Here is a 14534-nt window from a genome sequence, read left to right on the forward strand (position 1 = left end):
GGTGGGGTGTTCCCTGGCCTCCGCCGAAAGACTGGAGGCGGCGATTGATCGATCAGGATGAGCAGATCGTAGGCGCGGCCGAGCGGAGACCGCCTGTCGTCGCCCAGTACCGCACCTCCGCCGATCGCAAGGTGAGAACCGCCAGCGGAGGAGGGGGACGGCAAGGTGACCGCGACGGTGTCGTCGAGATCTACACCGACAGCGCCTGCAAAGGTAATCCGGGCCCCGGGGGATGGGGCGCCGTCCTGCGCTATGGCAGGCATGAGAAGACCATCTGCGGCGGTGAACCTGGTGACACCACGAACAATCGCATGGAGCTACTGGCGGCGATCATGGCGTTTGAGGCTCTCACCCGGCCATCGGTCGTACGTATCCATACCGACTCCCAGTACCTGCGTAGCGGCATCAACGAGTGGCTCGCTCGTTGGAAAAGGAACGGCTGGAAAACCGGCGAGAAGAAACCGGTCAAGAACGTTGACCTGTGGCAACGCCTGGACGCGGCCGCGAGTGTGCACAACGTCGAGTGGCTGTGGGTACGTGGGCACGCTGGCGATCCCGGCAACGAGCTCGCCGATCAGCTCGCGAACCGCGGACTGATCGAGGCGCGCCGACAGCCAAGCTGATCGCCGGGCGCGGACTCTCCCGCCCGAATGCCGAATGAACATCATCCGGGGATGCGCGGCCGGTCGGGGCTCTGCCGGTCGAGGTCGTCCTGCCGGGTCTGTTGCGCGGATCGAGGTCGTGGTCAGCCTCGGCGGGCCGACATGATCGAGTGATGTCTCGCCGCCACCCTCGTCCGCCGGTCCCGATCTCGGGGTTCGTCGGGTTCCGGTTCCCACCCGAGGTGATCACGCTGGCGATGCGGTGGTGGCTGTGGTTCGCGCTGTCGTACCGGGATGTCACGATCTATTGTGAAGCATCGAACCTGACCACCTTCCAACAAGCTCCCCGGATGGATTCGAAGGAACAACCAGAATTTCACCGGAGCAATCGGGTGACGTCGGCCCAGAAATTGCCCGCTCTCATTTCGGCGATCTGGCGCTGGGCCTCCGGAAACCAATATCTGACTGATCGCCAGCACGCCATATCGGCTCGATCTCCGGGAGAAATCCCCATTTTCACTGATCATGGTCGGGCGATTCTTCCGGGGCAGGAATATTGACTACTTCACGAAGGTGTCACGCCGCGCGAAGAAGATCCCGAACCTCGCTCACCTCCTCGGCGGGAAATCGAGCGCCCCATTTAGCCAAGTAGAATTCAGCGTCCCCGTAGTACTCCAGAGCGCCCTCGGCGATCTTCAGACTCTCATATGCATACTGGTTCACTCCGATCCGACCGGACCAGACCAAGCTGCCCCCAGCCCAGAGGCTCTCTGACCATACATTCGGAAACTCAACCAGCTGGAGGAATACGTGATGCCGAGAGTCCGTAAAGAAAAGCCAGGTTCCACCCGGCTCGGACAGAAGCAGCGCGATCGAAGACCGCGATCCCCGGAGTAGGTCTAGCGCTGACCGCACCAACTCTCCCAGCCCGTCTCCCAGATAGGTCGTGTGGACCGTGACGGTCCTTCCCGAAGCAGTCATGATGAGATCTGCCGCGGTTCCGGTATGCCCAATCTTCCACTGAAGTGCAAATTCTTCCACGCGTCACTCACTTGGGATACGCGGTACGGAGCGATCCGTCCGAATTGACAATAACTTCTACGACCGTCTCACCCCTTGACCCGATGGGATCGCCGACGTCAACGGTGTGCGCGGATCCATCTCTGAGAGGGCCTCGAGTACGGGACGCCACACGAACGTTACGGTGCCCTCGGGCGGCTGGATCGTGTTGTTGGCCAGGATCGTGAATCCGAAGGCGGCCAGCTCCCCGAGGGCTCGCGCGAATGAGGGATGCGCGGCGAGCGTTGCCTTCACATACGGGGCGACCACCACCGGGATGCCAAGGCCGGCGGCCTCGTTGACCACGCCGAGCGCCGCGTTGTCGTTGATGCCCGCCGCACATTTGTTGATCGTGTTGAAGGTGGCCGGCGCCACCGCGACGGCATCGGCAGGCGGCAGTTTCGGCTCGTCAGGACGTCGCGCTCGTGCGCAGACGGGGTGACCGGTCGCCTCGGCGAGCGCGGCAAGGTCCAACCATTCGGCCGCAGCCGGGGACGGGATGACGCACACCGACCAGCCATCGGACTGGGCAAGGCGGATGAGTTCCTCGATCTGCTGGGCGGGCGGCGCCGCGCAGACCACCACATGCAGGACGGACGCCTGTGCTTGGCTCGCCATCAGGCTGCGATGCCGGCCTGTTCGGCGACAGCGGCACGAAGATCGGCAAGAAGGTCCTCGTCGGGGGTGTGACCCTCGACTTCGCGAAACGCGTCGCGGCCAGCAGACTCGCGGCCGGTGCGTCGAGCATCCGCGGTGGTCGCTCCGGTGGTCGCGGCAGCCAGGACAGCCCGCCGAGTGGCTGGCGCGGGGACAAGCGCGGCGAGTTGGCCGCCAGCACCGAGGGCCTGGTCGAGCGCGGCGGCCTTCCGAGGGCTCGGTGTGCGCCGGCCGCGTTCGAGGTCCGAGACGCGGGTCTTGCCGCAGTGCGCCTGGCTCGCGAGCTCCCGGATCGACATCGGTCCCCGCAGCCCACGCAGCGCCTGCCCGAAGATCGCCACCACATCATCATCCCCGCCGCCACTCGATGAACAGCCGCAAGCCGCAACCGCGGGCTCGGCGTCAGCTGCCGTCACCAGGACGTGGCCCTCGCCCGGCGGTCAGCCAGGCTCGGCCCGCCCGGCCTGGCGGCGTCGACTCGGCCGCGGCGGGACGGCGGCCCCTGTCGAGAGGTCTGCGCGGCCGGGGTTCACCATGCGGATCTCGTGGACGACGCTGGTGAACCGCTCGTCGGCCGGCACCCCTGCGGCCGGCGCCCCGGTGGCTGGGACGGTGGGCAGGTGTGACAGGTCGGGGATCAGGAGCAGTGCGTCCGGGCGGAGGGTGATCGCGCCGACGGCGAGTGCCAGGCCGGGCCGGTCGGTTTGGCTGGCGGTGGTGTCGCGGTCGACGAACACCTCGACCAGGTCGAGGCCCGTCCGCCGGGCGTGGGCGGCGAGCTGGCCGTCCAGACCGTTGATCTGGTCCTCGTCGGCGTGCGGGACACAGATATAGCCGACAGCCGAGCGTGGCGCGGCCATCGCGGTGCTCACGCCGGCACCGCCGTCGGCCAGAGCGCGACCGGTGCCAGGCGTGCGGGCCAGGCGATGATCTGCTCCTGGTGGGTGACCTCCCAGACGACGCGCAGCTGAGCGCTTTTCCAGGTCAGGACGGTGACCGGGTGAGGGACGATGACGGCGCCCGATTCCCAGGCGCAGCGGGGCCGGGTCGGACAGATCACCAGCGGGGTCAGACAGGCGCCGGCGGCGGCGCGCTCGTCGGCGAGCAGCCGGCCGACGGCGAGAGCGAGCATCACCTGCCCCGGGGAGGCCAGCGCCGGGCAGGCGACCGCGACCCGCGCACCGGCCGACCGGGCGGCCCGCAAGGCGGCGGTGTCGACGGGCTGGCTGCCGGCCGGGATCCAGTCCGGCCATGGCACGGCGTCGAGGAGGACACCGGGCCGGGCGGGCAGCCGCACCGGTTCCAGGTCGACTGGCACAGGGCCGTAGCCAGCGCCGTCGAGGTCGATCATCAGGGGCGTCATCGGGCCTCCCGTTGGGCAGACGAACCCGGCTGGTGGCGCGCACCGCAGGTCCTGTGGTGCGCCACCAGCCGCGACGGCCCGCGCCAGCTGGGGCGGGCCGCGGCCACGATCACCGGGGGATGCCCGCCGTCGCCACCGACACCTCGTCCACGGCGCACCCGGCGACCACGGCCGGCCAGCGGCTGGGATCGCCTCGCCGGTCATCCCGCCGTCGGATCGCCGTCTTTCGGCCGTCGGACCGACGTCCTGGGACGGCTGGACCGCCGTGTTCCCGCCGTCTGGCGGACGTCTTACCGACGTCTCGGGACGGCGCGTGGTGGCGTCGTGACAGATCGGCCGAATGTCCGGATCATGGGCCGGACCCGCCACGTCAGATTTCCCGAGGGAGGCGGCCATGCCCCCGGACGACCCGCCCCGGACCCTGCTCGCCCTGCGCCTGCGCGAACGCGGCCTGACCGTCGAACGCTTCGTCAAGGAGTTCAACAAGGCCGCCCGCCGCGCCGGTCCCGAAAACCGCGACCACGCCATCTCCTACCGCCAAGCCACCCGCTGGGTCAGCGGCAACATCCCGTCCCTGCCCTACCCGGTGTCCTGCCGGGTGCTGGAGGCGATGTTCGGCGACGACGCGGACGCCCTCCTCGGCCCGCCAGACGGCCCGCCGCGTGCCCGGACTGTTCCCGGCAATGGGACGACGGCAGGCTGCTTGGCGGGCGACGATGGAGAGGCCCCGCCCGCCGAGGACGAGGAGGCGATTCCCACGCGCCGCCGAGACCTGCTCAACATCGGCGTTGTCGCCGCCACCACCGGCGCCCTGGCCGACCCCGCCACCCGCGCCGCCGGCATCTCCCGCGCCATCGCCACGTCGACACCCGACCCGCTGACGCTCGCCCAACTCCAGCACGGCATCCACCGGCTGAGCACGCTGTACGCCGTCACCCCACACGCCGAGCTCGTTGGTCCGGTGGAGAAGGCTTGGGACGACGCCGAGGCCCTTTTGGACACCCGTGTTTCCGGCGCCGCGCGTCGCGACGTCGAGCTTGTCGCCGGCCAGTGGGCGTTCTACCGCGGACGGCTCGCGTTCAGCATGAACGACGACGGCACCGCGTTGACCTTCTTTGTCCTGGCTGGCCAGCACGCCAACGCCGCAGACGACCCGCTGCTCGCCGGCGCGGTGGTGGCGATGCGCGCCGCACTGGCGTTCTTCGCCGGAGAATTCACGACGGCCGCCTCCATGGCCCGCGCCGCCCTGCCCGGCGCCCACCCGTATGTCGCGCCCACCCTCGCCAGTTCGCTGGCCCGTGCCCTCGCCCAGACCGGCGATACCGCCGGCGCGCTGGCCGCCCTGCGGACGATGCACGACACCGTCTGGACCGGGCCGCCCCAGCCGGGCACCGAACCCGGCGATGAGGAAGCCTACGAAGCCTTCAGCGCCGTTACCCTCGGCTACCTCGGCCAGGGCGAAGCCGCCGAGGGCCACGCCCGGGCGTCGCTTGCCCTGCTCCACGGCAGCGGCCGGCACGTCCGGATCGCCGGTACCCAGCTCGCGCTCGCTCGCGCGTTTCTCCGCCGGAGCAAACCTGAACCCGAGCAGGCGGCCGGCGCGATCCAGGACGCGCTGACCGTCGCCGCCGGCAACGACCACGGCGCCACCGTCAACCGCGCCGCCGCGATCTGGCGCCACCTCCACGCCAACCCCAACTGGACCCGCCTCCCGACCGTCCGCGACCTCGCCGACCAGCTCCTCCCCGCCGGCCGCGCACTGCCCCCAGGCGCCGTAGTCTGACCCGAACCTGCAGGTCAGCGACCCACCACTGTTATCGCGGCAGGAAAGGCGACGGGCTGCCAGTCCAGAGGACGACGAGTGCATCTCGGGCCCGAGAAGCAGCCACGTAGAGGAGGAATCGTTCGCGGGTCTCGCGGTCGGCGCGTTCGTCGGGGGTTTCGTCGGCGAGAGCCTGGGCGGAGGGGACGGCGTTGCGATCGACGCCGAACAGGATGACGCGGCTGAACTCAAGGCCCTTGGCGCGATGCATGGTCATCAGCCGTGGAGCGTCGGCGCGGCCGGGGTCCTGGGTGGCGACGACTTGGACGGGGATCCCACGGTCCCGCAGGCCTTGCGCAACGGTGTCGCGCTGGGCGGCGCTGCGGGTGAGAATGCCGAGACTTCCCGGCTCGACAGCCAGCACCTTGCCGTCCCTCTTCGCGCCGCGCGCGCCGTCGTCGGCGGTCTTGGCCGGTGGGATCAGCCAGGCGCGCAGAGTGTCGGCGGCGGCGTCGAGTTCCTCGGTCAGGCCGGAGCAGGGGTGCAGAGCCGGGGCAGGGCCATTCATTGCGGAGCGGTAGCCGGCGACGCTGTCGGTCTCGTCGTCGAGATCGGTGACGGGGCTGTCGGCGAGGATGCTGACGGCGAAGCGCAGGTTCTGCGCCGTCGTGCGGTAGTTGAGGGTGAGCCGGCGGCTCCGGCCGCGGATGTGTATGCCGTAACGGGAGAGGACGACCTTCTCGCCGTAGATGCGCTGGTGGGAGTCCTCAGCGATGAACAGGTCGTTCGGGCCCTCAGCTACGAGCGCCCGCAGCAGGCGCCAGTGGCCGGGGTGCAGGTCCTGGGCCTCGTCGACAACGACGTAGTCGGCCGGCCGGCGCCCGTCGGCGGCCTCCGTGGCGTCGGCGCAGCGGGCGGCCAGGACGGCGATCTCGGCGAAGCTGGCCTTCTGGTCGAGCGCGAGCTGGCGACGGTACTTCTCCACGGCGTCCCAGATGGACATCCGCTGGGCTCGGGAGAGCCGGGTGCCGCGGCCGGGGCGGGGGGCGCGCAGGTAATCGGCGCGGGTGGTCAGGTCACGGGCGAGGATGACCATCCGGTACTCACTGATGAGGAAGCTGGGCCTGGCCAGGTCTCCAGTCAGGCCCCTGGCCCGGGCGGCGTCGGCCCAGGCGGCGCGCTCCTCGCGGTCGGTCAGCGGCCCGGGCACCGTGCCAGCGGCGAGAAGGTCGCCGCCGACCTTCGCGCGGATCTCTGCCGGGGTAGAGCCGACGATCTCCAGCGCGAGCTGGTCGATTCCCCGGACGGTGATTCCCGGCTGCCCGAGCCGGACCTGCGGGATCGACGGGTCGAGTATCCGCAGGTCGCGGGCGAGGTTATCGGCGAGGTTGCGGGTGAAGGTGGTGAGCACGACCCGCGCGTCGTTCTTGTGGAACGTCAGATGCCGGGCGCGGTGAAGCGCGACGACGGTCTTCCCGGTGCCGGCTCCGCCAGTCAGCCGGTAGGCACCGTTGGTGTCGAGGTGGACGTAGTGGCGCTGCTCGGGGTGCAGGAACACCCGCCAGTCGGCGAACGTGCCGTCCAGTACGCGCCGCAACTCGCCGTCGGTCTCGATCCGGACGAAGTCCATCAGCGTGCCGGGCCGGGCGAGCGCCGCCTCGACCTCGGCGTCGCTCGCGGGCGTCAATACCTGCTCGGGCTCGGCCTTCGACCCGGGTGCCAGCTCCGGCTCGCCTCCCGGCTCGGTCGCCCGCCCGCCTCCCGGCTCGGTCGGCCCACCGCTGGCCGCGGTGGTGTTATCGGCCGGCGGCGCGTCCGACGGTCGCAGCTGGGCCAGCACGTCCGCGACGGAGGCGCCGGTGGCCAGCGTGAGCAGCGCGTCGCCCTGCCAGGATGGCAGCCGTTCGTCACCGGCGACGGCGATCAGTGCGTCCTCATCGGCGCAGGCGAGCGCCCGGGCCACCAGGCTCGCAGGCAGTCCGATCGCCTCGAGATCCGCGCTGGCGAACCCGGCGAGCGGCGGCTCGGCGCTTGGCGCGACCTCCGCGGCCACGGATGCGCCGGACATGCTGTCCGCGGCGGCGGAGGCCTCGACCGGCGTTGCCGCCGAGACGGGCGGGGCTGGCGGAACCCAGTGCGCCGGGGTGTCCTCCAGCACCTCCAGCACGCCCGTCACCGGATTGGTGGTGAGCACGAGCCGCTCGGCAAGCGCGTTGGCCTCGTCGTGCTTGGCGACGGCGGCGAGCACGAAGTGCGGCTCGGGCTGCTGGGCCACCAGGAACATGACGGCGCGGAAGTTGTCGTTGACCCGGCCGGTGCGCACCCGCGGGTCGCGCGAGCCCTTGATCGGCTCGATATGCAGCCCTGGGCTGGTCGGGTCGGTCATCAGCTTGGTGAGGAAGTCCCAAGCCCGTTGCTTGAGCGACCCGTCGATGTCGAGTCGCTTACGGAACTGCCGGGACATCGTGATGTTGCTCATCGACGCCCTGAGCCTCCGTCCGTGTCCGCTGCCGTCAGCAGCTCTACCAGTCGGTCCAGGTCGGGTCCGACGACCCGCCATCCGCCACCCGCCAGCGTCGCAGTGACGGCCTCGTCCGGAGTGACCAGGACAGCGATGTGCGCGGCCACCCAGGCCAAGTCGATGGGGTAGCCGTCGTCGGTCTCGTAGCCCTGCTCGGGGAGTGGCGCGCCCGCGGTGGCGAGGCCGATGAGCAGAGCGCGTTCCGTGTCGTCCGCGGCCGCCTCGACGAGGGCCTGCCACGGTGCCGGAAGCGTCGAGACGGCGGCAGCGGTGTCGCGGACGCCGCCGGGCGCCGTGGCGGGCTCGGCGCCTGTCTCGTCCGCGGTGGTCGCCGCCAGGGTTTGTCCCAGGGCCTGAGACAGGGCGACCGGTCGAGCGACCCTAGGGTTCGCGTGGCCGAGGACGTTGGACAGCGCCAGCCAGTGTCGCCAGGAGGCGGTCCCGTCGACGGTGGCGAGCGTGTCGTCACGGTCGTCGACAACGAGGATCGCCCCCGGGTCGATGGGCTTCGCTGCCCGGGCGGCGGTGGCGACCACGAGCGGCCCGTGACGCCAGCACCAGCCGCGAAGCTGATCCCCGATGCCGGCCGATTCGGCGGTCGCGGCGGGCGGGGTGGCGCCCAGTGCCTCGGCCGCGAGGCGATCGAGGGTGGAGCGCGTGCCGATGGGCTTGGGCTTGCCATCGACGAGGGCGAACGGGAGGCCGTGGGCGAGCTTGCGCCAGGCTTCGGGCCGGGGGTCCGTGACCCAGTGGATGAGCTGGGTGACGGCGTCAGCGGTGGCGAGCGCGTCGGAGACGGAGCCGGCGGGGATGGACTGCTGGCGCAGCCTGACGAGGCGGTCGCGGACCTTGCCGGTGTACCAGCCGGCGCCGGCGGGGGTTGCCTGCTCCCCGCGGGCGATCGCCTCGAAGGTGGCGACGTCGTCGTCGGTGACGGCCCAGACCACGTTGCCGGCCTCGCGCAGCACGGCCCGTTTCGCGGCGTCGTCCGCGATCCGGTTGTGTGCCGGGGTGGCGTGCCAGAAGCGGCCGTCGGTGAAGACGTAGACACGCGGGACCGCCGGGTCCTCGCACAGCAGCTCGAAGTCGGGTCGGCAGCCGTGGACGAGGACCTGCGGACGCAGCGTCCAGCGGCGGTGCACCTGCCCGGGCACGCCGAACCGGACCTCGGTGCCGACGAGGTGCGGGATCTCTTGGACGGACGCTCCGCGGGCCTTCAGCGCTTCGGTGAACGTCCGGCGGAACCGCAGCTCCAGGGCGCTGTCGAGCGACGGCATCGGGATGTCCGCGATGGACCGCAGCTCTTCGGGGTTCCAGCCCCGCCCGGCCGCCGGCTCCTCCTCCGCCGCGACGGCGGCGCCAGCGCCGCTGGGCGCGAGGCCGAGGAGCTCGGTGAGCATCTGCTCGGCCCGGGCCCGGGAGGTGCGGGCGACCACGCCGGTGAACGGGAGCAGGCATTGCGGGCAGGCCAGCACACCCTCGTCCTGGCACGAGCAGGATGCGACGACGTTCAGCGCGGCGGTGAGGACGTCCCGGACTCGGCCGGGCCGGGCCAGGTCGGCCAGGTAGCCGGTGCCGCCGGGTACCCGGTCGTGTAGCAGCAGCGCGGTGCGGTCCTGGCCGTCGACCGGGAGGTGGGTCTCGATGAGGGCCAGGTGGTCGGGCGTGCCGCCGAGCACTTCGCGCAGCCCGAGCAGCAGGGCGGCGCTGAACGACGGGACGGCGAAGTGGTCGAGGGTGAAGTGCGGCGGCAGCAGCATGCGCACGGCCTGGGTCCGCAGCGTGCGGCCGAGCGCCAGCTCCGCCCATGGAACGACGATCGCGGTCCGGTGCGGGCACCAGGCCCGGTGCCGGGCACCCTGCGGGTCGCGCACGCCGGGCTGGGCGGCGGGGACGACCCCGCAGCCGGGGCAGACGGTGAACAGCGGCGCGCGGACCTCGGCGCCGGCGAGCAGGCGGGGAGCGCCCTGCTCGACGGCGCGGCCGACGTTGACCCAGCGGACGTCGAGCTGGCGGACGTACTCGGCGCCGAACGGGTAGTCCCGCAGCTGCCAGGCGCCGGAGATCTGGTCCGCGTCGATGTCAGCGGCACCGATGACGGCGAACGTCATCCGGTCACGCTCGTCGCGGGCGTCCGAGATCGCCGCCGCGTCGCGGGAGACCTGTGCCGACACCCGTTCCAGCGGCAGCACGGTCAGCGCCTGGCCGGTGTCGGCGACGGCGGTGTCGCCGCAGCGCGGGCACGACGCGGGCGGCGGCGGCTCCGGGCCTTCGGAGCGGCGGGAGACGGCCGACCAGCCGCAGGCGGCGCACAGCCGCCAGGTCTGTAGCAGCGCGTCCAGGTCACGGCCGACGTCGACGGCGTCGATGCGCACCGCCAGCCCCTGGGCGTAGAAGGTCGAGCCCGGTGCCCACTCGGTGAGCGCGATCGCGCTGCCGCGCTGGTATGCGCGGGCCTCCTCGCGGTATTCGGCGGTTTCGTGGTCGACCCAGCGCAGCGTGACGTCGAGGGTGACGGTGTCGTCGAGCAGCGTGTAGTTCGGCAGCACGCCACGTTCTTCGAGCGCGGCGACCCAGAACTGGGTGGCCAGCTCAGCACGCCGTCTAGCGAGGAACTTCGCCTCGGCCTGGGCCATCCGGGCGGCGAGCCGGTCCTCGTCGGTGGCGGTCGGCTGGCCGGCGGCGGCGACCAGACCGGGGATCTTGTCGGTCAGCGCGCTGTGTCGGTAGCCGAGGTCGTCGATCTCCCGGCGGTAGTCGATAACGGCACGGCGCAGCAGCTGGCCCAGGCCCGACTCGCCCGCGCCGCCCGAGCCCGCGTCCACACCGGCCCAGCGGCGCAGATGCTCGGCGGTGTCGGGACGGACGGTGTCACCGAACAGGGCCAGGAACTCGGCGGTGTAGGCGTCGGCGTGGGCGGCCGCGTCGGCGAGCAGGTCGCCAAGCCACGTGCCCGGCCCGGCGTCAAGGTCCGGGAACACCCCACCGGCGTTACGCGGGCTCGGCACCCCGGCCCGGGCCCTCCGGTCGACGAGCCAGGCGACGTACTGGCGCTGCAGGATCTCGATCGCGTCCAGGTAGGTCGCCGGCGGGCGGACCTCGCCGTCGAGCAGCGCGAGTGGGTCGGCGAGCAGCGGCGCGTTCCGCGACCGGCCTGGCACATAGGCGAGGACCAGCGCGTTCCCGGTGAGCCGCCCGGCGCGGCCGACCCGCTGCAGGTAGGACGCGACCGACCGCGGCAGCGACCCGAGCAGCACCGTCGACAGGTCGCCGATGTCGATGCCGAGCTCCAGCGTCGGCGTCGCGGTCAGCACGTTCGGCACCGCGGGGCCGGTCCCGTCCCGGAACGCGTTCTCCACCGCCAGGCGCACCTTGCCGGGCAGCAGCGAGGTGTGCTCATGGGCGACGACCCGGCGCATGTCCCCGCTGCGGTACAGCGCCCGGTAGTAGTCGTCGCCGCGCGGCGCCCTGCGCAGCGTGCCCGGGCAGAACTGGCGCAGGCACACAGCCCCGGCCAGGTCCTCCACGGTCTGGCGCCGCCCCGGGGTCAGCGTCTGGCAGACGTCGCAGCGCAGCGCCAGCGACCCGTCGGCCAGCCCGTTCGAGTCGGTGGCGGCCAGCATGACCCGTTCGGGGTCGAGCGCGAACACCGTCGCGCCCGCCTTGGTCCGCCGGGTCCGCAGCCAGCCGACGGCGGCGGCCTCCTCCAGCAGTGCCCGGGTGACCAGCCCACCGTCCCGGTTCGTCAGCCGCAGCTGCCGCCCTGACCAGCGGGCATACCAGGACCGGGTGCCGGTGACGACGTCCAGGTTGTCGGCGCGGGCACCGGTCGTCGGGAACGCCGGCGCGGGCCGGCCCGGTGGGAAGGCCGGCAGGCCCTCGTTGCGGGCATCGCCCCGCCCGCCGGAGATGAACCAGCGGTTGCCGTCGTCGTCGATGTAGCGGTCCAGCCAGTGGTGCGCGATCCCGCCGCGGGTCCGGACCCGTTCCAGCACGCCGCGCACCCAGCCGGCCAGGCGCGCGTCGTCGAACCCGGCGCCAAGTGCCTCGTCGACGTCCTGGGACAGCGAATGCTGCTCGCGGGCCTTCGTCAGTGCCCGGCGCCCGACGCGGCGCAGCGCCAGCGGCGAGTCGGTGTCGACCTCGGCGACGACGGCCCCGGTCAGCTCCAGGGTGCGGCCGGTGCGGGCGTTCAGGCCGAACTCCAGCGCCGCGTCGAACGCGAGGCGCCGCTCCACGGTCCGCCGCGCGCTCGTCCGCTCCGGGCCGGAGCCCGACGGGTCCCAGTACCGCCGGAACGCGGCCCAATCCGCGACCGCGGGCGGCACCAGCCGGTAGCGGCGCACCGGGTCGTCGCCGGCCCGGGCCATCGCCTCCCGGGGCAGGTCGGCCAGGGCGAGCGGGCCGGCCGCGTCGACCGTGGCCGACAGCGCGGCGCGCAGCGACAGGGCGTGCGACCGGGCCTGCACGAACCCGGCCATGTAGGCCGCGTCCTGCACGCTGTCGGTGAACAGCAGGCTCTTCTTCTCCGCGCCATCCAGGTGGGCCGAGCCGAACAGCGCCGACAGCGTCACCGACGTCAGCGTGGACACTCCGGAGCCGAGGAACCGAATCCCGTCCGGCTGCCGGCACGACGGGCAGGTCTGGTCACGGGCCGCCGCGTCGTCGTCCCAGTCGACGAGCACCGGGATCTGAGTCGCCTCGTCGGCCCCGCCGCCGTCCGCCGCCGGCTGGGCGACGAACTCCAGACTCGCTAGGTCCAGCCATAGCAGCCCCTCGACGGCCACCCCGTCACCGCCCGGCAACGCGCCATTCGTGCCGCCAGCGCCGGGCGTCCGGCCGTTGCCGGTGACGGCGCCGGCTAGCATCGCCGCCTCGCCCGGGGCGTGCAGCAGGGCGCGGAACCGCTGGTCGCGTTCCCGGGAGGCCCGGCGCACCGACGTGTCCGTCGCTTCGAGGGCGCGGCCCATCACCGTGCGTACCGCGCCCCACCCCGAACGGCCGCAGTGCCGGCAGTACAGCGCCGGCAGGTACAGGTCGGTGTCGGTGTGCGCGCCGTCGTCCGACCAGCGGAACGCCGGCGCCGCCGACACCCGCCGGTCGACCCGGGTCACCTCCCGCACCCACATCTGCGTGTCCACGCCGAGCAGCCGCCGGCCCGCCGCCGGGTCGGCGTCCGCCCGCGCGGCCGAGAGCAGGCCGAGGAACGCCTCGACGACCAGCACCCCGTCGGCGCGGCCCGGGCTCGCGTCGTCCAGCAGCGCCACCGCGGCCAGGTCCCGCAGCGGGGACGGGCGCAGCGCCGCCGGCAGCAGCCGCCCGGTCAGCGGATGGGCCGCGAGCAGCGCCGCCAGCCGGCCACGGCCACGCAGCCGGCGGATGTCCGCCGCCGACAGGCCCGCGCCGTCGCTCTCCCGGGCGAACAACGCCCCCAGCAGCGCGTGCGCCACCTCGTCCGGGCCGCCACCCGCCGGCGCGCGGACCGCGTCCGCCAGCAGGGCCGCGCTCGCCAACGGTCGGGCGATGTAGCCCGACACTGGCGCCGCGGTAGCCGCGCGCCACTCGTCGGGTGTCATCCGCTCCTCGACGACGACCGCGTCCTCGTCGAACGGGCAGCCGAACACCGTCCGGGCGAACTCCCGCATCTCGGCGAACGACTCGGGGCTGCCGCCGCCGAGGGTCGCCGACGTAGCGACCGGGACGATGTCACCGAGTGGGGCGCCGTCGCGGGCCACGCCCAGCATCGAGCCGAGCCGACGCAGCAGCATCGCCACGTCGGTACCCTGCGCGCCGTCGTAGGTGTGGAACTCGTCGAGGACCAGGTAGGTCAGCGACTGCTCGGCGCCCACCCACAGGCCGCGGTCGTCCGCGCGTAGGAGCAGTTGGTCGAGCATCTTGTAGTTCGTCAGCAGCAGGTCCGGCGGGTCCGAGCGCAACACCTCGCGCGACGTGATCAGCCCCGCCTCGGAGACCTTGGTGCGCTGGGCCTTGTCCTCGCCGGTGTAAAGGCCCGCGGTCAGGCCTGACAGACGTGGGTCGGAGGTCAGCAGCCGCGCGATCCGGCCCGCTTGGTCGTTCGCCAGCGCGTTCATCGGGTACAGCAACAGCGCCTTCAGGCCCCGCCGGCCCGCCTGCCGCTCGCGCAACGCGTGGTCGAGGACCGGGTAAAGGAACGACTCGGTCTTGCCGGAGCCGGTGCCGGTCGTCACCAGCGTCGGGCGTGGGCGGTGATGCTTCGACGACAGCCGCTCCCACGCGGCCGCCTGGTGGACGTAGGGAGCGAAGCCGTCGGGCCACCAGTCCAGCGCCACCGTCCACGCCCCGTCAGCCGGGCGGAATGGTAAGCGCAGCCGGGCGTACGGGCCGCGGAAGATGCCGCCGTCCGGGTCGGTGAGGAAATCCGTCAGCGCCGCCCGGACATCGTCGTCGGTCAAAGCGAACGTCGTCGACAGGTAATCGGTGAGCGCCCGCCGCAGATCCGCCGCCTGCAACGACGGCAGCAACGGCCCACTCACGCCGCTACCCGCCCGGTCTCGGCGCGGCACCCGCCGGCCACCTCATCCACGTGCG

9 protein-coding genes and 1 pseudogene are annotated in these 14534 nt (G+C 72.4%); 3 read left to right on the forward strand and 7 right to left on the reverse strand.

Annotated features, from left to right (window positions below; all coding sequences use genetic code 11):
* The first annotated feature begins 44 nt into the window (after positions 1–44).
* Complete coding sequence (gene rnhA / locus QOZ89_RS28815) at positions 45–623, forward strand: ribonuclease HI (RefSeq protein WP_491723676.1); 579 nt, start codon at positions 45–47, stop codon at positions 621–623.
* A gap of 152 nt (positions 624–775) precedes the next feature.
* Positions 776–901, forward strand: a pseudogene (locus tag QOZ89_RS28820) (IS6 family transposase); the annotation flags it as partial.
* A 277-nt stretch (positions 902–1178) separates the two neighbouring features.
* On the opposite strand, the gene QOZ89_RS28825 reads toward QOZ89_RS28820, so the two are convergent.
* The 5 genes from QOZ89_RS28825 to QOZ89_RS28845 form a co-directional block, all read right to left on the reverse strand.
* A complete protein-coding gene (locus QOZ89_RS28825) occupies positions 1179–1643 on the reverse strand; it encodes a hypothetical protein (protein WP_312626589.1) in 465 nt (154 codons plus the stop codon).
* A gap of 57 nt (positions 1644–1700) precedes the next feature.
* The gene (locus QOZ89_RS28830; protein WP_312626591.1) at positions 1701–2246 is read right to left on the reverse strand and encodes a flavoprotein; all 546 of its coding nucleotides are present in this window, start codon (positions 2244–2246) and stop codon (positions 1701–1703) included.
* A 32-nt stretch (positions 2247–2278) separates the two neighbouring features.
* Positions 2279–2662, reverse strand: coding sequence for a helix-turn-helix domain-containing protein (locus QOZ89_RS28835; RefSeq protein WP_312626593.1), 384 nt, complete (start codon positions 2660–2662; stop codon positions 2279–2281).
* A gap of 96 nt (positions 2663–2758) precedes the next feature.
* Positions 2759–3190 (reverse strand): recombinase family protein, encoded by a 432-nt coding sequence (locus QOZ89_RS28840; RefSeq protein WP_312626595.1) that lies wholly within the window; start codon positions 3188–3190, stop codon positions 2759–2761.
* Positions 3187–3681: a hypothetical protein gene (locus tag QOZ89_RS28845; RefSeq protein WP_312626597.1), complete on the reverse strand. Its 495-nt coding sequence runs from the start codon at positions 3679–3681 to the stop codon at positions 3187–3189. Before QOZ89_RS28845 ends, QOZ89_RS28840 begins: the two co-directional genes overlap by 4 nt.
* Positions 3682–4075: 394 nt before the next feature.
* Here QOZ89_RS28845 and QOZ89_RS28850 point away from each other — a divergent pair, with 394 nt between their 5' ends.
* Positions 4076–5464: an NsdA family TPR-like regulatory protein gene (locus QOZ89_RS28850; protein WP_312626599.1), complete on the forward strand. Its 1389-nt coding sequence runs from the start codon at positions 4076–4078 to the stop codon at positions 5462–5464.
* Between the two features lie 31 nt (positions 5465–5495).
* Here the strand turns inward: QOZ89_RS28850 and QOZ89_RS28855 are convergent, their stop codons facing one another.
* Complete coding sequence (locus QOZ89_RS28855; RefSeq protein ID WP_312626601.1) at positions 5496–7922, reverse strand: UvrD-helicase domain-containing protein; 2427 nt, start codon at positions 7920–7922, stop codon at positions 5496–5498.
* Positions 7919–14479, reverse strand: a complete 6561-nt coding sequence (locus tag QOZ89_RS28860) for a DEAD/DEAH box helicase (RefSeq protein ID WP_312626603.1) — start codon at positions 14477–14479, stop codon at positions 7919–7921. Before QOZ89_RS28860 ends, QOZ89_RS28855 begins: the two co-directional genes overlap by 4 nt.
* Positions 14480–14534: the final 55 nt, after the last annotated feature.

This window comes from Pseudofrankia coriaricola (assembly GCF_032027725.1).
In the GTDB taxonomy this organism is placed as follows: Bacteria; Actinomycetota; Actinomycetes; order Frankiales; family Frankiaceae; genus Pseudofrankia.